Origin of the sequence: Nocardiopsis sp. N85 (assembly GCF_028882275.1) — a bacterium.
Lineage (GTDB): Bacteria > Actinomycetota > Actinomycetes > Streptosporangiales > Streptosporangiaceae > Nocardiopsis > Nocardiopsis lambiniae.
Genome location: NZ_JARBUT010000009.1, coordinates 77,690 through 98,605, shown reverse-complemented (window position 1 = coordinate 98,605; position 20,916 = coordinate 77,690). Strand labels below are relative to the sequence as shown.

Genomic DNA, 20,916 nt, shown 5'->3' with positions numbered 1-20,916 from the left:
GGGCGCTTCGCGCCAACGCGAAGGCGCGCAGAGACGCCGTCGCCGCGTCCCGTGGGCGCGCACGTCCTCCGTCGTAGGCGGTGCCGGCCCCTCCGAGGGCGACACCGGCCGGGCTGGGCGGGTTCTCGGGCGTGACCGGACTCAGCCGGGGGACGCGGCGATCCGTACGCGGTCGCCGGCCCCGTCGGACAGGAACGACGCCAATCGCTCCCCCTCCTCGGCGAGGGCCGCCCGGTCGCGCACGGAGAGGCGCACCAGCGGGGTGACGACGACGGTGTCCCCCTCGGTCGTCCAGGTCGCGGCCACGCGGCCGTCGACCAGTACCGCGCGGTCGCCGGCGACCGAGAGCCCCCGGTGGGCGTCGTCGATGATCCGATCGCGGTGCCGATAGCCCAGGATCGCGTTGTCGAACGCCGGCAGGAACCGCACCGGGGCGGGCGTCCCGGGGTCGGGGCGCGGCGCGTCGGGAAGGTCCAGCAGTTCCCGGCCGTGTTCGTCGCGGAAGGAGACCAGTTCCCCGCGCACCGCGGCCACCGCGGCCGGCAGCCCGGCGAGGCCGCACCAGGCGCGCAGATCGGTCGAGGTCGCAGGACCGTACGCGGCGAGATAGCGCCGTACCAGGGCCCGCCCGACCGGGTCGGAACCCTCCGGGGCGAGGGGGGCGACCGCACGGCCCAGCCAGGAGGAGAGCAGGACGTTGCGCACCCCGCCCTTGGCGCCCCACAACCCTCGCGGCGGGACCTGCGCGACGGGGAGCAGGGCGGGTATCAGCATCTCGCCCAACGCGCGCCTCTGCTGTGCCGGCCGGTCGCCGGCGACGGCCCGCACGAGTTCGCTCATGCTCCGGGGCTCACCGTCGGCCATCACCTCCCGTCCCTCGGCGGCGAGGCGATCGATGTCCACCCCCCGAAGCTCGCCCCGATAGGTGGCCAGGACCCGTTGGCGCAGCATGGCGTCGAAGCGCGACCGCCAGGCGAGGACGTCCTCGGCCGCCAGCAGGTGCACGGTGCGGCGCATGAGGTGGGTCCGCACGACCTGACGACCGGTCAGCAGATCCGACAGGGACGACGGCTCGAACGCCCGCAGCCGGGACCAGAGCCCGACGAACGGTTCCTGAGGCTCCTGCGCCTGGAGACCGCCGAGGTGGGCCACCAGGTCGAGGACCGGCGTGTCGGCCGGGGAGAGCAGCGCCTGCCGGGCGAGCGCGGCGCGGTTGAGCGCCCGGTCGTTCAGAACGGTCATGCCGATACCACCGTGTGCTCATCGGTCGTGCGTGCTCGCCTCTTCACGGACGGGTCCTCTCCTTCGTGACGGGTGTGTCCGACACCGCCGGACGGCGGCGCACGGCTCCGGGAACACGATGGCAGGAGAAGAGGACGGGTAGTGGCCTCCACCGCACGCGGAACGGGGACCTCGTCGCGGCCGGGTCACCCGTGGGGGTCCGTGAGGACCACTCCGCTCCGGCGGCACCCGACCCCGCTTCCTCCCCCGGTGCGCCTCCGGAGCCGAAGGACGAACGGCGGTCCCGTGCGGGCGTCGGCGTCCGCCCGACGAAGGCGTCACGCGTTCTCCACCCGGGCCCGGGCGCGTCGGACGAGCAGGGCGCCGACCGCACCGCTCGTCAGGCAGCCTCCGAGCAGGCACCACCAGGCGCTCAGCGGGCCGGGGTCGTAACCGGGCAGCGCCAGGGCCGACCACACCGGAGGGAGCACGACCAGGAGGAGGTTCCAGGGGGAGGGCAGGGACCAGGCGAGCACGGGGCACAGGACCAGGAACGCGCCGATGACCTTGACCGCGACCAGGGCCTCCACCTTGTTGCCCGTGAACGCGATCATCAACGCCACCAGGAGCGGCGCCTGGAGCGCGGCCACCAGAACGGCGGCCGCCGGAACGGGCGCCCCGCCGCCGAGCCCCGGGCCGCTCAGCGGCAGTGCCACGAGCAGTCCCACCAGGGACGCCAGCCCCGCCAGCCCCATGCGGTAGGCCAGGTACGCGGACACGGACACCGGGGAGACGCGCAGGACGAGCAGGGTGCCGTCGTCGCGTTCCTCGACGGCCCGCAGCCCCTGCACCACGCCGAACATCATGGGTACGTGCAACAGCACGAGCGCAGCCAGGACCGCCGGGGCGTGGGCGCGCAGGTCGAACCCGAAGGAGTCGAGCAGGAACCCCGCGACCGGCGCGAACAGCACCCGTAGGGTCAGGGCCAGCAGCACCGGCCCGCAGAGCAGGAGCAGCAGGAGGGGGTCGCGGCCGGTTCCGAAGAGGTCCGCGCGGGCCAGCCGGGCGATCGCGGGCACCCGCCCCCGACCGGCCGCCCGTACCGGGACGCCACCTCTCCGACGCCGCGCGCGCGGTCCTCCCGGTCGCTCTTCGGGGTCGGAGTCGGGGAGGGCGAGGAAGAGGCCGAGCACCGCCCACGCCAGTGCGTACATGACCCCGACCACCAGGTCCGGGGAGGCGGACGTCGGTTCCGCGGCCAGGCCGCGGTGGATGAGTTCGGCGCCCGCCGTGGTGGGGACCGCGTACATGAGCGGGTGCGCGAGGACCCCGGTGGTGTGCGCCAGGGGGACGACGACCAGCGGAGCGACCACCAGCGGCATCGCTAGGAGGAACCGGGGAGGGTCCGGGCGGCGCGCTCCCAGGGCCAGGCAGGCCGTGATCAGCAGGACCGACGTGAGCGCTACCCCTCCGAGCGCGACGGGCACGGACCACACCAGGTCGGCGGGCCGGTCGCGCAACGCCGCCGCCACCATGGGCAGGGCGACGCACGAGGCGAGGACGGTCAGCGTCCCCACCCGGGCGGTCACCCCCTCCACGGGGCGCAGCGGGGTCACCGCCAGTGCCCACCGTGTCCCCTCGACACGTTCGAAGAGGAGCAGGAAGGCGCCGAAGAGGGCACCGAACCCCGCGGTGTCCAGGAACAACAGCGGAGCGGCCACCGTGGCGGCGGCCCCGCCGGGCACGGCGAGCAGGACCAGGGTCCAGAGGACGCCCAGGGCGACCGCGACGGGGACGATCCCGTACCGGGCCTGGAGTCGGAGTTCCAGCGCGGTGGCGGCGGTCAGGCGTCTCACAGCCGCTCCCGGGTGACCTCGGTGAAGACGTCGGCCAGGGAGGCCTCCCTGGTGTGCAGCGTCTCCACCGCGCCCCTCCCGATCAGGTCCAGGAGTTCGGTGTCCTCGGCCAGGGACTCCACGGGGACCTCCCGGACGCCCCCTCCCCGGAGTTCGGCGACCAGCCCGGGGCGTCCGTACCGGATCTTGAAGTCGCGCGGGGCGTCGACGGCGGCGATCCGCCCCCGGACGACGAAGGCGACCCTGTCGCACAGCAGGTCGGCGGTGGTCATGTCGTGCGTGGTGAGGAAGACCGCGCACCCCCGCTCCGCGGCCCCGCGGACGACGTCGCGCACCAGGGCCGCGCGCACCGGGTCCTGTCCGGAGGTGGGCTCGTCCAGGAAGAGGACGTCGGGCCGGTTGACCAGTGCGCGGGCCAGGTTGAGGCGCATGCGCATCCCCTTGGACAGGTCCGACAGGCGGCGGTCGGCGGCCTCGGCCAGGTCCACCTCGGCCAGGAGCGCGTCCACGTCCTCGATCGGCCCCCGGTACAGGGACGCGAACGCGGCGAGGTTCTCGCGGGCGGTGAGCCGACCGAACCCGGCGGGGAGTTCGAAACCCACCCCGATCCTCTCGAAGTAGTCCCGGCCCCACGAGGCCGGCGGGCGCCCCAGGACGCGCACCTCGCCCCGATAGCGGCGCAGCAGCCGCGTCAGCACCTTCTGCGCGGTCGACTTGCCCGCCCCGCTGGGGCCCAGCAGGCCGAACACCTCGCCCCGGCCGACGGTGAAGTCCATCCGGTCGACGGCCGGGGCCTCGGCGCCCGGGTAGCGGACCGCGAGTCCTTCGACGGTGATGGCGGGTGTGGTCATGGGCGGACCTCGGGAGACAGGGGTTCCGGGGCGGGCAGGCCGCGCAGGGCGTGGAACACCCGGTCGATCAGGTCGGGCAGGTCGGCCTCCCCGCCCGTTTCGGACCAGGCGATGACGGCCGTGGACAGGGCCGCCGCGCACGCGGCCGCGACGGCCCGGGTCTCCACCCCGGGCTCCTCGCCCTCGGGTGTCAGCCCGCGCTCGAAGGCGGTGCGGGCCGAGGCGAGGTTCTCACCGATGCGGGCGCGCAGGCCGGGGATCGACAACAGGAGTTCCGTCCTGCGCAGCAGGGTCTCCCTCGCGTGTTCGTAGACCTGTCCGAGGCCGGTCATCGTGGCCCGGTGGATCCGCTCCACGGGCTCCTCGGTCACGGGCCTGGACCGGATCAGCTCCTCCAGCATGGGGTCGTAGTCGTCGTCGAGCACGACGGCCTCCTTGGACGGGAAGCAGCGGAAGAACGTCATGTGGGAGACCCCCGCCTCGCGGGCGATCTGCGCGACGGTGGTGGCCTCGTACCCCTGCTCGGCGAACAGCCGCAGCGCGACCTCCTGCACGGCGGCCCTGTTGCGTTCTCGGGTGCGCGCCTTGTCGTTCACACGGTCACCGTCCGGTCGGTCTCGGGAAGTGTTACTCACTAACATATGGTGTCCGGGGGCGGACCGCCACCCTCGGGGCCGGGTCGGGAGGGGCATGTCCCGGCGGGTGCGCCTCCGTGTTCGACGAAGGCCTCCGGGGCCGCGTCGCGAGCGCGAACCCGGCGGGGGTGCGGCGCCAAGGGTGCGTCAGGGGCCTTGAAAACAAATAAATAATCTGTTCTTATGTTTTCAAAGCCCCGAGTGACGGAGCGAGACCCCCATGGACCTGCTCGACGACTTCCCGGCCCGGGCCCGGCCTCGCCGCCTCGACCCGCTGAGCCGGTACCTCCGCCCGCTCTTCTTCCCGCCCATCGCGTACTTCCGCTGGACTCGCGGCCAAGATCGCCTGGACCACCGCCAACTCCGGCGCGGACGGTCTGGCCACCCTCCTGCCGCCGGGATCGGGCATGGTGGTCATGACCGTCGCCGTCGTCCTGGTGGCCCGCCGCCGCGGCCCGCCCCTGTCCCTCACGGGAGGCCGTGCGGACGACCGGCGGTCCGAGACGGCCGCCCGATGACCGGGCACATCGCTCTGGAGGAGAGGACTCACATGCCACCGGCGTTCTCGGAACGGGAACGGGCCCGCATCACCGACCTGCTGCTGGAGTCGGGGCGGACCCTGTTCACCACGCGGGGCCTGCGCAGGGCCTCCCTGGAGGAACTGGTCGCGCCGGCGGGTATCGCCAAGAGCAGCTTCTACGCCTTCTTCGACTCCAAGGAGGCCCTCTACCTGGAGTTGATGCTCCGCCGCATGTCCGCGGTCAAGCGGCGCGTCATCGACGAGGCCCTGACCTCGGTCGATGACACCGAGGAGGCCCTACGGCGCTTCCTGCGCGCCACCCTGGAGGTGCTGGACACCGACCCGCTCTACCGACGTCTCATGACCCACCCCGAGGAGATGGACGCGGTCCTGCGCCGGGCCGACCCCGAGGTCATCGCGGGGCTCCCCGACAACCCGGTCAACGCGCTGAACACGTTCGTCGCCGCCGGACTGGCCAAGGGCGACCTGGTGTCCGCCGACCCCGCCGCCATCGTCGGAGTGCTCCAGTCGGTCATGCTGCTGCCCATGAACGCCGACCGGTTGGCGGACCCCTCGGCCTACGACCGGACCGTCGACCTGATGATCGACGTCGTCGCGCGCGGCCTCGCCGCACGGAGGGAGTAGACGTGCACGCCCTACTGCTCACCCACGGCACCCGGGGGGACGTCCAGCCGTTCCTGGCCCTGGCCCTCGCCCTGTCCGCCGCCGGGCACACCGCGACGGTCGCCGGCCCCGAGTCCTACGCGCCGCTCGCCGACGCGTTCGGCGTTCCCTACCACCCGGTCGACGACGGCCCCAACGCGCTCATGGACGACCCCGCCATGGCGGGGGTGGGGGAGACCGGGCTGCACGGACTGCGCGGAGCCGTCCACACCGTCACCCTGCTGCGCGAGATCACCCCGCGCCTGCGCCCGGTCTACACCGACATGGCCGCGACCGTCGACCTCGGCGCCGACATCGTCGTGCACATCCCCGGCATGCCGGGCGCGCACATCGCCGAGCGACTGGGGGTGCCCGCGGTGCCCGTGGCACTGCAACCCTCCTGGGTGCCCACCGGCGCCTTCCCCGCCCCCGGGGTGCCCTGGCCGAGATGGGTCCCCGCCCGGTTCGACCGGCTGAGCTACCGGCTGGCGGAGACGGCCCTGCGCGGCCAGCGCAAGGTCGCCGACGACCTGCGCCGGGACCTGGGGCTCACGCCCCGGCCCGGCGCCCACGACCCGCTGGTGCGCCCGGACGGGACCCCGGCCACCGTGATCCACGCCTTCAGCCGCCACCTGGTGCCCGCCGACACCGGCTACCCCTCCTGGGTGCGCACCACCGGCTTCTGGTCCGCCCCCGAGGACGGCGCGTGGGATCCCCCGAAGGCGCTGGAGGGGTTCCTGTCCGCCGGGGACCCCCCGGTGTTCATCGGGTTCGGCAGCCTGCCCGACCCCGATCCCGACGCCACCGGGCGCATGGTCGCCGCGGCCGTTCGGCGGGCCGGGGTCCGAGCGGTACTCGCCTCCGGCCGGGGAGGTGTCACCACCGTGGACGGTGAGGACGTCCTGGTCATCGACCAGGCTCCGCACGGGTCGCTGTTCCCGCGCTGCTCGGCCGTCGTCCACCATGCCGGGGCCGGGACCACGGGGGCCGCCCTGGCCTCGGGGCGCCCCCAGGTCGTCTGTCCCTTCTGGGGCGACCAGCCGTTCTGGGCCGGGCGCGTCCACGTCGCCGGGGCCGCCCCCGCGCCGCTGAACGGCCGCCGCCTGACGGAGGACGCCCTGGCGGGCGCTTTGACCCAGGTGCTCACCGGAGGGGAGATCGCCGCGTGCGCCGCCGACCTGGGCGAGCGGGTCCGGGCCGAGGGCGGTACCGCGGAGGCGGTGCGGATCCTGGAAGAGGTCCTGGCGAGCGAGGGCGTCGGCTGACGGGGGCTCCTCACTCGGAGGGCGGGCCGTCCCCGGTGGTCGTGCGCAGCACCAGCCGCATGGTCAGCCCGCCCCCGGGTGTGGAGTGGGGGGTGAGGGAGCCGCCCATGGCCTCCGCGAACCCCTGGGAGAGGGCCAGGCCCAGCCCCAGGCCGGCCTCGTTGTCGGTGTCCCCGAACCGCTGGAAGGGGGCGAACATCCTCTCGCGCTCCTCCTCCGGCACCCCCGGCCCGTGGTCGACGACCAGCACCTCCACGGTGTCCCCGTCCCAGGTCGCCGACACGGTGGGCGGCCTGTCCCCGGGACTGAACCTCAGGGCGTTGCCGACGACGTTGGCCAGCACCCGGTCCAGCAGCCCCGGGTCGGCCAGCACGTCGGGGAGCCGCTCCGACACGTCCACTCGGACCGCGCCGCCGACCTCGCCGAACTGTTCCAGGGCGGCGAACACCGACCCACGCGCGGACAGGGCCTCCAGGGTCACCCCCAGCACCCCCGCCTGGAGGCGGCTCATGTCCAACAGGTCGGCCACCAGCCGTGTCAGGTGGTCCAGGGACTCGTCGGCCACGGCCAGCAGGTGGGCGCGGTCCTCCTCGCCGAAGCTCACCTCCTCGCTGCGCAGGCTGGTGACGGACGCCTTCGCCGAGGCCAGGGGGGCGCGCAGGTCGTGGCTGACGGCCGACAGCAGGGCCGTGCGCATCCGGTCCGCCTCGGCCAGGGGCTTGACGGTGGCGACCTCCTCGGCCAAACGTTCTTGACGCAGCGCGACGGCGGCCTGGGCGGCGAAGGCCTCGATGACGCGGCGGTCCGACGCCGCGGGTTCGCGGCCCCGCAGGACCAGGGTGAGACGGTCGTCCACGGGAACGTCGATGTCGCCCTCGGCCGGAGCCCGGCACGACCCCTTCCCGTTCCTCCCCGCGAAGGCGACCACCGACCAGGACGCGGGGTCGCGCCGGTGATCCGGGCCGACGGGGGTGTCCGCCCGGCGCTCCAACAAAGTGACCGAGGTGAGGGAGAAGGTCTCCAGCAGTCGGTCCATGAGCGCCTCCAGCGGACGCGACCCGCGCAGCACGTTCCCGGCCACCGTGGCGAGGATCTGCGCCTCGGCGCCGGCCCGCGCGGCCTCCCGGGTGCGCCGGGCGGCCTGGTCCACCACCACGCTCACCGAGAGGGCCACGACCACGAAACCCGCCAGGGCCAGCAGGCTCTGCGGGTGGGCCACCGCGAAGGTGAGGTAGGGCCGCGTGTACAGGAGGTTGAGCAGGAGGAAACCGCACACCGCCGCCAGCAGGGCGGGCCACAGGCCGCCGACGAGGGCCACCACGGTCACCGTGGCGAAGACCAGGACGACACCGCTGGCGAGGTTGTCCTCGTCCACGGGCAGTCCCAGACCGAAACCCACGGCCACCAGGGCCATGAGGGCCAGGGCGCAGGCGGCCAGCCGACGGCGCCGCGAGACCGGGTTCACCGCGTGCCCGCGCGCCCCCGCCCCGCCCTGTTCGTGGGTGACCAGGTGGACGTCGATCGCACCGGCCAGCGCGGTGACGGCGGTCCCGGTCCCGGGTCGGAGCACGCGGGCGATCCGGCTCCGGCGGCCGGTGCCGAGGACGAGCCGGGTGGCGTTGACACCGCGCGCGAAGGCGATGAGGGCGTGCGGTACGTCCTCGCCCAGAACCTGGTGGTAGGTGCCTCCCAGACTCTCCATCAGCAGGCGCTGGCGGGCCAGCAGGGCCGGGTCGGCCCCGGTGAGTCCGTCGCTTCGGGCCACGTGCACGGCCAACAGGTCGGCGCCCTTGCCGTGCTGGGCGATCCGGGCGGCCCGGCGGATCAGCGTCTCGCCCTCGGGGCCACCGCCGAGGGCGATCACGACCCGTTCACGGGCTTTCCAGGCGTCGGTGACCCCCTCTTCGGAGCGATACCGCTCCAACTCGGCGTCCACCCGCCCGGCCAACCACAGCAGCGCCAACTCGCGCAGGGCCGACAGGTTGCCGGGTCGGAAGTAGCCGCCCAGGGAGGTGTCGATCCTCTCCGGGGCGTAGACGTTGCCGTGCGCCAGACGACGGCGCAGCGCCTCGGGGGTCATGTCGACGAGTTCGATCTGGTCGGCCCTTCGGACCCAGGAGTCCGGGACGGTCTCGCGTTGACGGATGCCGGTGATCTGCTCGACGACGTCGCCGAGCGATTCCAGGTGCTGGATGTTGAGGGTGGACAGCACCGTGATGCCCGCCTTCAGCAGGACCTCGATGTCCTGCCGGCGCTGGGCGTTGCCGCTGCCCGGGGCGTTGGTGTGGGCGAGTTCGTCGACCAGGACGACCTGCGGGGCGCGCCGCAGGACGGCCTCCAGGTCCATCTCCTCGATGACGCCCCCCCGGTGGGAGACCGCACGGCACGGGACGACCTCCAGGTCGTCGACCATCGCCTCGGTCAGGACCCGGCCGTGGCATTCCACCAGGCCGATGACGACGTCCGCGCCCCGGTCCCGGCGCCGGTGGGCCTCGTCCAACATCCGGTAGGTCTTGCCCACACCGGGGGCCGCACCCAGATACACCCGCAACTCGCCACGCGTCACCGCCACGCCTCCTTCGCAGCCATTGTGGCCGGTCGGAGGGCGTTCTGTTCCGCTCAAGCGCTAATTGTCCGCTAAATCCACCGGTCGGGGCGCTAAGGAAGCGCTATCCCGTCGGCACCGCCCTCGGCCCGGGCCTCACGATCGTCTCGAAGCTCCGCGGCGGCGGGGCGTGCCGGCCGGGTCGACCGGGCGGCACGCCCCCGAGCCCGAGTGGGTCGACGCCCCTCACCGGCGCGCCACGCTCCGACCACGGAGACCCCGCGTGGGCCCGGGGCGGACCTCCTCGCCCTCACCCCGGATGTTCCCGCGGCCTGACACCACGCGGCGCGGCGGCCGAGGCCACCGCGCCCTGCCTACCATCGGTGCGGTGGGCTCGCGTCCCACCGCACCGAACGCACGAAGAACGGACCGACCATGAGCGATGGGAACGAGGCGCCACCCACGGTGCTCGTCGTCGACGACGACCCTCGCCTGCGCAAGACGCTGGAGCTCAACCTGCGGGCCCGCGGCTACACCGCCTACCTCTCCGACAGCGGTGAGCACGCGCTCAGGATCATCGCCCACCACCACCCGGGGCTGGTCCTGCTCGACCTCGGCCTGCCCGGGATGAGCGGACTGGACGTCCTGCGGGGGCTGCGCGGCTGGACGCGGGTCCCGGTCGTGGTCCTGTCCGGACGCGACACCGAGGCGATGAAGGTCCAGGCCCTGGACCTGGGCGCCGACGACTACGTGGTCAAGCCGTTCGGCATGGACGAGCTGTTCGCCCGGGTGCGGGCCGCCATGCGCCGCACCGCCGACACCGCCGCGCCCGAGGCGACCGTGGCCACCGAGCACTTCACCGTCGACCTGGCCGCCAAGCAGGTCACCCGGGGCGGAGAGCCGGTCCGGCTGACACCCCGTCAGTGGCACATCGTCGAGGTGCTGGTGCGCAACCGCGGGCGCCTGGTGACCCAGCGCGAGCTGCTGCACGAGGTGTGGGGGCCCGAGTACGAGAGGGAGAGCAACTACCTGCGCGTGTTCATGACCAAGATCCGCCAGCGCCTGGAACCCGACCCGCCGCGTCCCCGGTACTTCCTCACCGACCCGGGACTGGGGTACCGCTTCCAGAACGGCGAAGGGGAATGAGGCCGGTGGGGGCTCCGCTCCCGTGGAGGCGGGTGAAGGGGGGCCCGCCGGGGGCGCGTGGCCGGGGCGGGCCGCACGGGTCGGGGATGTGGAGGCGGCCCCCGCTGGTGACGGTCACGGCCTTCGGCACCCTCATCCTGGTCGGCACCCTGCTCCTGTGCCTGCCCGTCGCCGACGACGGCTCCGCCACCCCGTTCCTCACCGCGCTCTTCACCGCGACCTCGGCGGCCAGCGTGACCGGGCTGGTGGTGGTGGACACCGCGGACCACTGGTCCCCCTTCGGAGAGGCCGTGATCCTCGCCCTGATCCAGGTGGGCGGGTTCGGGGTCATGGCCATGGCCACCGTCCTCACCCTGGTGGTGAGCCGGCGCATGGGACTGCGCATGGCCGTCACCACCGGCTCCGAGACCAGGAGCGTGTCCTTGGGCGAGGTGCGTCAGCTGGTGCTGGGGGTGCTGTGGGTGACCCTCGTGTTCGAGGGCGTCCTGGCCCTCCTGCTCACCCTGCGCTGGTGGGTCGCCTACGACCTGTCCTTCGTCGGCGCCCTGCACACGGGCGTGTTCCACTCGATCTCCGCGTTCAACAACGCCGGGTTCTCGCTGTACTCCGACAGCCTGACGGGTTACGCCACCGATCCCTGGATCACGGTGCCCGTCGCCCTGGGGGTCATCGCGGGAGGGCTCGGTTTTCCCGTGTGGGTGGAGCTGTGGCGGTTCTCCCGCCGTCGACGGGAACGGCGGCACTGGACGCTGCACGCCAAGCTCACCCTGGGGACGACGGCGGCCCTCCTGCTCATCGGGTTCGCCGCCTTCCTGGCCCTGGAGTGGACGAACCCCGCGACCATGGGCCCCCTGAGCGCGCCGGACAAGGCCCTCACCGCGTTCTTCCAGTCGGTGATGCCGCGCACGGCGGGGTTCAACAGCCTGGACTTCGGCGCGATGCGGACCCAGACGCTGCTGGTCACCGACATGCTGATGTTCATCGGCGGCGGAAGCGCGGGCACCGCGGGCGGCATCAAGGTCACCACGTTCGCCGTGCTGATCCTGGTGGCCTACGCCAACGTGCGCGGCGAACCGACGGTGCACGCGGCGGGCCGCCGACTGACCGCCGGCACGGCCTCGCAGGCGACCACGGTGGTGATGTCGGCCTTGGGGCTGGTGCTGGGGGCGACCCTGATCCTGATGACGGTCAGCCCGTTCACCCTGGATCAGATCCTCTTCGAGACGACGTCGGCGTTCGCGACGGTGGGGCTGTCCACGGGCATCACCGCCGATCTTCCCCCCGTGGGACAGGGAGTGCTGATCTTCCTGATGTTCGTCGGCCGTATCGGACCCGTCACCCTGGCGTCGGCCCTGGCGCTGCGTCGGCACGGGCGGCTCTACGAGCTTCCGGAGGAGCGTCCGATCGTCGGTTGACCGGCAGGGCGCGGAACGTGATCCCGGGGGGTGCCCTTTTCGTGAAAGCCGCCACCTGATAAGGTTGAACTGGCCTTATGACGATTTGTACGCGGGGAGGTGCGTTGATGGTCCGCAACACGACCTCGCCAATCGAACCCGCGCACACCCGGCCCTTCTCCGATGAGTCGACCTTCAGGCGACTCCCGGTCTTCTCTTCCGTCGGCCGACACCGTTTCGCCGAACGCCACGAGATCCCGGTCCGCAATCCCCGTCCGCTGGGCACCAACGGCTACTCCAACTCGTGGGGCACCAACGCCCACGGTGAGCTCAGCGCCTGCCCGCCCGGACGCCGCTGATCCGCCCTCTCGGGCACTTCTTCCTTTCGCGCGATCCTTGTTCCGCGCGCACGCCGGCAACGCACCGGTGACCCCGGTGTGCCTTCGTCCGTGACGGACGGGACGGGAGTCTTCCGTCCCGGTCGTGCGCACGGCACCCTTCGCGTGCCCTTCCGCATTCTCGTGCACTGATCGCCGACCGTGCCGTGTCCGACGCCACGGCCTTCCTCGGCGTGCCCGCGCACGCCCGAGGAGTCGGCGGGAGACGTGAAAGGCCGACGGCTTGCTGCTGTTGCTGCTCCTTGCCCTGCTCACAGTGATCACTGTGTTCTCTTTCGTGATCGCCCGTTTCGCGGGACGCGCCACCGGATGGCCTCTCGCCGCGATGCTCGCCCTGCTCACCCTGCTGGTCCTGGTACGGGGCCCCGACCTCTGGAACGGGGGACCGGCCCTGGAGGCCTCCGTCCCCTGGATGCCCTCCCTGGGGGTGGGTCTGAACCTGCGCATGGACGGCCTCGCCTGGCTGTTCTGCGTGCTCGTCCTGGGGGTGGGCGCCCTCGTGATGGCCTACTCCGCCCGCTATTTCCCTCCCGGGCGACGTACCGGCTTCTACACGCTGATGAGCGCCTTCGCCCTGGCGATGACGGGACTGGTCCTGGCCGACGACCTCGTCCTGCTCTTCGTCTTCTGGGAACTGACCACCATCTGCTCCTTCTACCTGATCGGCCTGTCCGGGCCCGCGGCCGCGCGGCCCGCGGTGCGCACCTTCCTGCTCACCGCCCTGGGCGGGTTGGCCCTGCTCGCCGCGGTGGTGTTGCTGTGGGTGCGCACGGGCACCACACGGATCAGCGTCATCCTGGACGATCCCACCTGGACCCAGGACACCGGTTTCGCCACCCTCGTGGCGGCGCTGGTCGTCGTCGCGGTCTTCACCAAGTCGGCCCAGTTCCCCTTCCACTACTGGCTGCCCGACGCCATGGCCGCGAGCACCCCGGTCAGCGCCTACCTGCACGCGGCGGCCATGGTCAAGGCCGGCGTCTACCTCGCCATGCGGTTCTCCCCGGCCTTCGCGGACAACGCGTTCTGGGGGACCACGCTGATCGTGTTCGGTCTGACCACCGCCCTCATCGGCGCGCTGTTCGCCCTACGACGTCACGACCTCAAAGAGCTGACCGCCTACTCCACGGTCAGCCAACTGGGGTTCCTCATCGCCGTCATCGGTGTGGGGACCCCGCAGGCGCTCATCGCCGCGGCCGCGCACACCCTGGCCCACGCCCTGTTCAAGGTGACGCTGTTCATGGCGGTCGGCGTGATCGACAACCGGACCGGCACCCGGGACCTGCGCCGCCTGGGCGGCCTCGCCCGCACGATGCCCGTCACCGCCGCCGTGACCGCACTGGCCGCGCTGTCCATGGCCGGAGTGCCCCCGCTGCTCGGTTTCGTCAGCAAGGAGAACGTGTTCGAGGCCCTGCTGCACACCACGCACCAACCGTGGATCGGCCCGTTCGCGGCCATCGCGGCGGTGCTGGCCGCGGCGCTGACCGTCGCCTACTCCTTCCGCTTCGTGTACGGAACCTTCTGGGGGGCACAGAGACGGGACCCCGCCACGGAACGACCCCGCGAAGCGGGCGCCCTCCTCCTGTTCGCCCCGGTCGTCACCGCCTCGGCCGGCCTGATCCTCGGCCTCTCCGTGCCCCTGCTCGATCCCATGATCGAGCGGGCGGCCGCCGACGCCACCCATGCCGACGCCGAGGCCCACTTGGCGCTCTGGCACGGCCTGAACCCGGCACTGGGCATGTCGGCGCTCGCGCTGATCCTCGGCGCCCTGCTGATCCGTGTCTCCTCCGCCGGTGAGCGCCTCGCCGAACGCCGCTTCCCGCCGGTGCGCGGTACCGCGGTCTTCGAGCGGATCCACTCCGTCGTCATCGCGCTGGGCGTGCGCGTGGGCGACCCCACCCGGACCGACGCACCCACCCGGCACCTGGCCGTCCCCTTCGTACTGATCATCGTGTTCGCATCGGTGATGGCCGTCGTGGGTCCGGGCCACGGGCCGCCCGCTGGGCCGACCTCCCGTGCCCTGGACTGGTTGCCGCTCGTGCTGATCACGGCCGCCGTGCTCACGGCCGTGGTGACCCGGTCGCGGATGGCCGCCCTCGCGCTCATCGGGCTCTCCGGGTTCGCCACCGCCGTGTGGTTCGTGTTCCTGGGGGCCATCGACGTGGCACTCACCCAGCTCCTCGTGGAGATCCTGACCGTGGTGGTGGCGGTGCTGGTACTGCGCAGGCTCCCCACCGAGTTCCACCGGGCCCGTCCCTCGCGGGCGGTCGCCACCGCCGCCATCGCCATCCCGGCCGGTGTCGCCGCGGGCGCGGGGGCCTACTTCCTCACCGGCCGCAGGGAACCCTCGGCGGTGAGCGAACACCTGCTGGAGAACGCGGTCCAGGACACCGGCGGGACCAACGTCGTCAACACCGTCCTCGTCGACTACCGGGCCCTGGACACCCTGGGAGAGCTCACCGTCCTGGGGGTGGCCGGACTCATCATCATCGCCGTCCTGCACTCGGCGGGGCTCACCGCGATGGGCGGCACCCGACCTTCGGCGTCGCACACCAATCCGATCTGGGACGCCGACGACAACACCGTCATCATGCGCACCGTCGCCCGCGTGCTCATCCCGCTGCTGATGGTGTGGTCGGTCTACCTGCTCATGCGGGGGCACAACGCCCCCGGCGGCGGGTTCATCGCCGGACTCGTCGGCGGCTCCGCCTTCGCCCTGGCCTACCTGTCCGCGTCCAGCGCCTCGGTGGCCCGCATTCGCCTGGCCTATCCGGCCATCATCGCCGCGGGGATCCTCGTCGCGCTCGTCTGCGGCCTTCTCGGCTTCGCCGACGGCTCCTTCCTGCGGCCCCTGCACGCCGACATCGCCCTGCCCTGGGGCGGCCACTACCACTTCACCACCGCGCTCGTCTTCGACGTCGGCGTCTACCTGACCGTGGTCGGCGTGATGCTGACCGCGCTCAACCAGCTGGGCCTGCCCAAGGGACCCGGACCCGAGGCCGACGAACAGGACGTTCCCGAGTCGATCCGGCACGAATCGGCCACCGGAGGTACCCGATGACCCTGGCCATCACGATCGGCGTGCTGACCGCCGGTGCCGTCTACCTGATCCTGCAACGCGGCATGGTCCGCATCGTCCTGGGTTTCGTCCTGCTCAGCCACGCCGTCAACCTCCTGCTGATGTCGGCGGGCGGAGTCTTCCACCGTGGTGAGCCCCTGCTGGACCGGGGGGTCGGCGAGCCCCTGGCCGACCCGCTGCCCCAGGCGTTCGTGCTCACCGCGATCGTCATCGCCTTCTCCATCACCATCTACATGCTCACCCTCGCCGCCACCGGCAAGGGAGACGACACGGAGGACGACTCATGACCTCTGCGCTCCTGCCGCTCCTGGTCGCCGCCCCCCTCGTCAGCGCCGCGTTGTCGACCCTGTTCACCTCGCGTGCCGTGACCCGACCCCTCCTGACGGGCACCGCCGCCCTCGCGCTGCTCGGAGGGCTGGTCCTGCTCCGGACCACCGCCGACGGCCGGGTCCTCGCCCACCAGGTGGGCCTGTGGCCGGCCGGGGTGTCCATCCCCTTCGTGGCCGACACCTTCAGCGCCCTGATGGTGACCACCACCGCCCTGCTGGTCCTGGTGTGCTCCTTCTTCGCCATCGCCACCGGCGAGGCCGACCGCCGCTACTTCGCGCCCCTCGTCCTGGTCCTCTCGGCGGGTGTGTACGGCGCGCTGCTCACCGGGGACCTGTTCAACCTGTTCGTGTTCGTCGAGGTGATGCTGCTGCCCTCCTACGGGCTGATGGCCATCGCCGGGACCCTGCGCGGTCTGCGGGCCGGGCGCACCTACGTCGCCGTCAACCTGCTCACCTCCACGATCTTCCTCGCCGGAGTGGCCCTGGTGTACGGGACCGCAGGGACCGTGCACCTGGGGGAACTGGCCGGCGCCGCGAGCGAGTCGCCGACGATCGCCGTCGCCATGGGCGTGGTCCTGCTGGCCATGGCGATCAAGTCGGCGGTGGTGCCCGTGCACGGATGGCTCGTGCGCGCCTACACCGCGCCCTCGCCCGCCGTCACCGCCCTGTTCTCCGGCCTGCACACCAAGGTCGCCATCTACGCGATCTATCGCCTGTACGCGGTCACCTTCGAGGGGCAGGCGTCGCTGCTGTGGGTCGGACTGGTCATTTTCACCGCGACCATGGCCATCGGTGTCCTCGGTGCCGTGGGTGAGACCACCACCCGGTCGATCCTGGCGTTCCACATGGTCAGCCAGATCGGCTACATCCTGCTCGGCGTCGCCCTGTTCACCGAACTCGGCCTCATGGCCGGCATCTTCTACCTGGTCCACCACATGGTGGTCAAGGCGTCGCTCTTCCTCTCCACCGGCGCGGTGGAGCACGTCCACGGCACCGGTGACCTGGAACGACTGCGCGGGCTGGCCCGCGGCGAACCGCTGCTGGCCCTCGCCTTCCTGGGGGCCGCGCTGTCCCTGGCCGGGCTACCGCCCTTCTCGGGTTTCGTCGCCAAACTCACCCTGGTCGCCGCGGCCTTCGAGGCGGGGCACTGGACCGTCGCCGCGGTGGCCATCGCCGTCAGCCTCATCACGCTGATGTCGATGCTCAAGATCTGGGGCTCGGTCTTCTGGGGCCGTCCTCCGAGCCCGGAACCCGGAGTGGGAGGTCCGGGTGGTGGAACGGCGACGGCCACCGCCCCCGCCGCGGTGCGGATCCGCCCCGCCCTGGTCCTGCCCGCCGTCGCGCTGACGGGCGTCACCCTGTGCGTCGGCCTGGGTGCCCAGGTCCTGCTCGATCTGAGCGCCCAGGCGGCGGCCCATCTCCTGGACACCTCTGCCTACGTCGAGGCGGTGACGAACCGATGACCGATCTTCTCCGCAGAACCGCGCTGATCGTGTGGTTCCCCTTCTTCTACGGCTTCCGGGTGGTGGTCTCCTCGCTCCGTGTGGCCTGGGACATCCTCACCCCCGGCAGCGCCGCGGCGCCCGCCTTCGTCGAAGTGCCCCTGAACGCCCGGACCGACCTGGAGGTCACCGCCATCGCCAACATGATCTCCCTGACACCCGGGACGTTCACGATGGCCACCCGCCTGGATCCGCCGACCCTGTGGATCCACGGCCTGTACACCGCCCACGAGCAGGACTTCCTCCACGAGATCCATCAGATGGAGGACTACCTGTTGGGCATCACCCGCCCCCACGGCGCGCCCGCACGCACGGACACGGAGGTGCCCCGATGAACCCCGTCGATCTCGCCCTGCTGCTCCTGGGGGTCTCGATGGTCGTGGCCGTCCACCGGATCCTCATCGGTCCCTCCAAGGCCGACCGGGGAGTCGGATCCGACATGGTCTTCTTCGGGTTCGTCGGCATCGTCGCGGTCCTGGGGTTGCGCCTGGACTCCGCCCTGGTGGTCGACATCGTGCTCGTGTGCACCCTCGTCGGCTTCCTGGCGGCCCTCTCCCTGGCCCGACTCGTCTCCGGAGGCAAGCGATGACCCCGAACGAAGTCCTCGCCGTCGTCTGCGCGATCACCGGGGCGTTCATCTTCGCCGTGGGCGCCTTCGGCCTGCTCCGTCTGCCCGACTTCTACGGGCGTCTGCAAGGGATCTCGATCTCCGCCGGCCTGGGGACGGCCCTGCTCCTGCTCGGACTCCTGTTGTGGTTCCCCACACCGGAGAACGTCCTCAAGATCGGTCTTGCCCTGCTCGTGCAACTCGCCACCGTCGCGGTGGGCGGCAACGCCCTCGCCAGGGCCGGTTATCTGGTCGGCACCCCGGCCGCGCCGAACACCCGGCACGACGCGCTCGCCGCGGCCGACCCGAACGACCCCATGCACGAGGACTGACGTGTTCCCGTGCCTCGGCGGCCGTTTCCGCCGGGCCCGGGAAGGAGGCGAAGATCATGGATGACGTGTTCGTAGGTGAGGCCCGCACCGCGTTCCAGCTTCTCGCGTTACTGGCCACGGTGCTCAGCGGGTTCCTGCTCCGCCGGGCCCTCCGAGCGCACGCGTGGCTCAAGGACCTGCGCCGGGCGGCCTCCCCACCCCTGCGCGACCTGCCCGAGGCCGGTACACCCGTCCTGGTGAGCGGGGTCGCCGAGGCCGGCCCCGCCGGATGGCTGACCGCTCCCTACTCCGGCACCAGGTGCGTGTGGTACCGCGTCGAGGTGTGGGAGCGTCGGCCCGAGCCGGGCACCCGTTACGAGAGCCCGCGCCTGAAGATGCTCTCCTCGGAGCAGAGCGGCGCCCCTTTCGTGCTGCGCGATCGCACGGGGGCGGCGCGGTGTTATCCCCGAGAGGTCACCATGGACCGCATCGCCCTGACCCACAGCTCCCGGGTCGCCGCCCGGGAGGAGCGGGCCCCCGCCGACGCCGGAACGGAGGCGGACACCGAACCGGTGCCCACGGCGCTCGAACACTCCTACCAGGAATGGTCCATCGCGCCGGGGACCCCCCTGGTGGTCCACGGCACCGTGTACCCCTGGGACGGGGCTGCCGTGATCGCGGCCTCTCCGGAGGGGCGGCTGTTGTTCTCCACCAGGACCGCACCGCAGTTGCGCGACGCCTACCGGACGATGGAGTTCATCGGTTCGGCGGTGTTCCTCCTGTGCTCGGCGTCTTTGGTGTGGCTGATCCTCACCTGATCGCCCGGCCCCGGCCTCAGCCCCCGCCGCTCCGGGACCGGTCCCGGAGCGGCGGGGGCGCCGTGTTCCGGGGCGGGCCGCAGTGATCGGGCGCTCCGGGGCGAGGCGCCCGGCCGGCACGTCCACGTGGGCTGTCGCGCGGCGGCGCCGGTCGGCCGTTCCCGCGAGTCGGGAACGAGGGCGCGCCGGCCTCCCGACAGAGGCGTTCCCGGTGGCGGCCGGGTGGCTCGCCTCGGCGTGTGCGCGCGGGAGGAGCGGGGTCGGGGTCCGGGAACGACGGCCTCCCCGCGAGGAGGAGGCCCCGGGGCCATGCGGCGGAGTGGGCCGATGGGATATCATCAGCCAATGCTGATATCAGTCGATGCTGACCTCATGAAGGTGCTGGCGGATCCCCTGCGGATGCGCATCGTGACCCTTCTGGCCGATGAGACCCTGTGCACCACCCACCTCATGGAGGAGACGGGCGCGAAGCAGACGAACCTGTCCAACCATCTGCGGGTCCTGCGTGAGGCCGGTGTGGTGGAGACCGAGCCCTGTGGCCGGTTCACCTACTACCGGCTGCGCCCCGAGGCCTTGGAGGATCTCGCCGGAGCCCTGGGAGACCTCGCCGCCACCGCGCGCGCCGCCGGTGCCGTGAACAGGAGGGCCTGCTGATGGTCTCGGCCGAGGAGGTCACGAAGGGCCCGGACGGGTCCGTCGTCGCCAGGCTCTCCACCCTGGACCGGTTCCTGGCGGTGTGGATCCTACTGGCGATGGTCGTCGGTCTGGGGTTGGGCCGTCTGATCCCGGGACTGAACGGGGTCCTGGCCTCGATGGAGGTGGGCGGGATCTCCCTGCCCATCGCCCTGGGCCTGTTGATCATGATGTACCCGGTCCTGGCCAAGGTGCGCTATGACCGGTTGGACACCGTCACCCGCGACACCCGTCTGCTCGTCTCCTCCCTGGTGGTCAACTGGGTGCTCGGTCCGGCGGTGATGTTCGCGCTGGCCTGGATCTTCCTGGCCGACCTGCCCGAGTACCGGACCGGCCTGATCATCGTCGGCCTGGCCCGGTGCATCGCCATGGTGATCATCTGGAACGACCTGGCCTGCGGGAACCGTGAGGCCGCCGCGGTGCTGGTCGCGCTCAACTCGATCTTCCAGGTACTGGTCTTCGGCCTACTGGGCTGGTTCTACCTGGACCTGCTCCCGGGCTGGCTGGGGCTGGACACCGGCGGTTTGGACGTGTCCCCGTGGCTGATCGCGCTCAACGTGGTGATCTTCCTCGGGATCCCGCTGGCGGCCGGGTTCCTCACCCGGACCCTGGGTGAGAAGAGGATGGGCCGGGAGCGCTACGAGTCGGCGTTCCTGCCCCGGATCGGTCCGTGGGCGCTGTACGGATTGTTGTTCACCATCGTGCTGCTGTTCGCCCTTCAGGGCGACACCATCATCGGCCGTCCCCTGGACGTGGTGCGCATCGCGATCCCGCTGTTGGTCTACTTCGCCCTGATGTGGTTCGGTACCTTCGCGTTGGGCAAGGCGCTGGGGATGGACTACGGGCGCACCACCACGCTGGCGTTCACCGCGGCGGGCAACAACTTCGAGTTGGCCATCGCGGTGGCCATCGCGACCTTCGGGGTCACCTCGGGGCAGGCCCTGGCGGGGGTCGTGGGCCCGCTGATCGAGGTGCCCGTGCTGGTGGGGCTGGTGTACGTGTCGCTGGCCTGGCGCAAACGCTTCGCCCCCGCGCTCCGCTGAGGATCGCGTCCGAGGACGGGGGCCGCCCGTGCGCGGCCCCCGC

General features: G+C 72.1%; 19 protein-coding genes. 14 read left to right on the top strand and 5 right to left on the bottom strand.

Annotated elements, in window-relative coordinates:
- Nucleotides 1–141: 141 nt before the first annotated feature.
- The 4 genes from PWG71_RS14645 to PWG71_RS14630 form a co-directional block, all read right to left on the bottom strand.
- Nucleotides 142–1,242 (bottom strand): winged helix DNA-binding domain-containing protein, encoded by a 1,101-nt coding sequence (locus PWG71_RS14645; protein ID WP_274810262.1) that lies wholly within the window; start codon nucleotides 1,240–1,242, stop codon nucleotides 142–144.
- A gap of 317 nt (nucleotides 1,243–1,559) precedes the next feature.
- Nucleotides 1,560–3,077 carry a fluoroquinolone export ABC transporter permease subunit gene (locus PWG71_RS14640; RefSeq protein WP_274810261.1) on the bottom strand — a complete coding sequence of 506 codons (1,518 nt, stop codon included), beginning with the start codon at nucleotides 3,075–3,077 and terminating at the stop codon, nucleotides 1,560–1,562.
- On the bottom strand, nucleotides 3,074–3,928 hold the full coding sequence (locus PWG71_RS14635) for an ABC transporter ATP-binding protein (protein ID WP_274810260.1): 855 nt from the start codon (nucleotides 3,926–3,928) through the stop codon (nucleotides 3,074–3,076). The genes PWG71_RS14640 and PWG71_RS14635 overlap by 4 nt, the downstream gene beginning before the upstream one ends.
- On the bottom strand, nucleotides 3,925–4,524 hold the full coding sequence (locus tag PWG71_RS14630; protein WP_274810259.1) for a TetR/AcrR family transcriptional regulator: 600 nt from the start codon (nucleotides 4,522–4,524) through the stop codon (nucleotides 3,925–3,927). Before PWG71_RS14630 ends, PWG71_RS14635 begins: the two co-directional genes overlap by 4 nt.
- A gap of 589 nt (nucleotides 4,525–5,113) precedes the next feature.
- On the opposite strand from PWG71_RS14630, the gene PWG71_RS14625 reads away from it, so the two are divergent.
- Nucleotides 5,114–5,728: a TetR/AcrR family transcriptional regulator gene (locus PWG71_RS14625; protein WP_274810258.1), complete on the top strand. Its 615-nt coding sequence runs from the start codon at nucleotides 5,114–5,116 to the stop codon at nucleotides 5,726–5,728.
- A 2-nt stretch (nucleotides 5,729–5,730) separates the two neighbouring features.
- The gene (locus PWG71_RS14620) at nucleotides 5,731–7,011 is read left to right on the top strand and encodes a glycosyltransferase (protein WP_274810257.1); all 1,281 of its coding nucleotides are present in this window, start codon (nucleotides 5,731–5,733) and stop codon (nucleotides 7,009–7,011) included.
- Nucleotides 7,012–7,021: 10 nt separating this feature from the next.
- Here PWG71_RS14620 and PWG71_RS14615 read toward each other — a convergent pair whose 3' ends face one another.
- Nucleotides 7,022–9,577: a sensor histidine kinase gene (locus tag PWG71_RS14615; protein WP_274810393.1), complete on the bottom strand. Its 2,556-nt coding sequence runs from the start codon at nucleotides 9,575–9,577 to the stop codon at nucleotides 7,022–7,024.
- 414 nt (nucleotides 9,578–9,991) lie between these two features.
- Here PWG71_RS14615 and PWG71_RS14610 point away from each other — a divergent pair, with 414 nt between their 5' ends.
- The 12 genes from PWG71_RS14610 (at nucleotide 9,992) to arsB (ending at nucleotide 20,873) form a co-directional block, all read left to right on the top strand.
- Nucleotides 9,992–10,702, top strand: coding sequence for a response regulator (locus PWG71_RS14610; protein ID WP_274810256.1), 711 nt, complete (start codon nucleotides 9,992–9,994; stop codon nucleotides 10,700–10,702).
- A gap of 86 nt (nucleotides 10,703–10,788) precedes the next feature.
- Nucleotides 10,789–12,117: a TrkH family potassium uptake protein gene (locus tag PWG71_RS14605; protein WP_274810255.1), complete on the top strand. Its 1,329-nt coding sequence runs from the start codon at nucleotides 10,789–10,791 to the stop codon at nucleotides 12,115–12,117.
- A gap of 107 nt (nucleotides 12,118–12,224) precedes the next feature.
- On the top strand, nucleotides 12,225–12,455 hold the full coding sequence (locus PWG71_RS14600; RefSeq protein WP_274810254.1) for a hypothetical protein: 231 nt from the start codon (nucleotides 12,225–12,227) through the stop codon (nucleotides 12,453–12,455).
- A gap of 262 nt (nucleotides 12,456–12,717) precedes the next feature.
- Complete coding sequence (locus PWG71_RS14595) at nucleotides 12,718–15,552, top strand: DUF4040 family protein (protein WP_274810253.1); 2,835 nt, start codon at nucleotides 12,718–12,720, stop codon at nucleotides 15,550–15,552.
- Nucleotides 15,549–15,857, top strand: a complete 309-nt coding sequence (locus PWG71_RS14590; protein WP_274810252.1) for a sodium:proton antiporter — start codon at nucleotides 15,549–15,551, stop codon at nucleotides 15,855–15,857. The genes PWG71_RS14595 and PWG71_RS14590 overlap by 4 nt, the downstream gene beginning before the upstream one ends.
- Nucleotides 15,854–17,362 carry a monovalent cation/H+ antiporter subunit D family protein gene (locus PWG71_RS14585; protein ID WP_274810251.1) on the top strand — a complete coding sequence of 503 codons (1,509 nt, stop codon included), beginning with the start codon at nucleotides 15,854–15,856 and terminating at the stop codon, nucleotides 17,360–17,362. Before PWG71_RS14590 ends, PWG71_RS14585 begins: the two co-directional genes overlap by 4 nt.
- Complete coding sequence (locus tag PWG71_RS14580) at nucleotides 17,359–17,736, top strand: Na+/H+ antiporter subunit E (protein WP_274810250.1); 378 nt, start codon at nucleotides 17,359–17,361, stop codon at nucleotides 17,734–17,736. The genes PWG71_RS14585 and PWG71_RS14580 overlap by 4 nt, the downstream gene beginning before the upstream one ends.
- Nucleotides 17,733–17,990 carry a monovalent cation/H+ antiporter complex subunit F gene (locus PWG71_RS14575; RefSeq protein ID WP_274810249.1) on the top strand — a complete coding sequence of 86 codons (258 nt, stop codon included), beginning with the start codon at nucleotides 17,733–17,735 and terminating at the stop codon, nucleotides 17,988–17,990. The genes PWG71_RS14580 and PWG71_RS14575 overlap by 4 nt, the downstream gene beginning before the upstream one ends.
- Entirely contained in the window at nucleotides 17,987–18,340 is a 354-nt protein-coding gene (locus PWG71_RS14570) for a cation:proton antiporter (RefSeq protein ID WP_274810248.1), read from the top strand. The genes PWG71_RS14575 and PWG71_RS14570 overlap by 4 nt, the downstream gene beginning before the upstream one ends.
- Before the next feature lie 56 nt (nucleotides 18,341–18,396).
- Complete coding sequence (locus PWG71_RS14565; RefSeq protein WP_274810247.1) at nucleotides 18,397–19,137, top strand: GIDE domain-containing protein; 741 nt, start codon at nucleotides 18,397–18,399, stop codon at nucleotides 19,135–19,137.
- Nucleotides 19,138–19,482: 345 nt separating this feature from the next.
- A complete protein-coding gene (locus PWG71_RS14560) occupies nucleotides 19,483–19,791 on the top strand; it encodes an ArsR/SmtB family transcription factor (RefSeq protein WP_274810246.1) in 309 nt (102 codons plus the stop codon).
- Complete coding sequence (arsB, locus tag PWG71_RS14555) at nucleotides 19,791–20,873, top strand: ACR3 family arsenite efflux transporter (RefSeq protein ID WP_274810245.1); 1,083 nt, start codon at nucleotides 19,791–19,793, stop codon at nucleotides 20,871–20,873. The genes PWG71_RS14560 and arsB overlap by 1 nt, the downstream gene beginning before the upstream one ends.
- The last annotated feature ends 43 nt before the right edge of the window (nucleotides 20,874–20,916 follow it).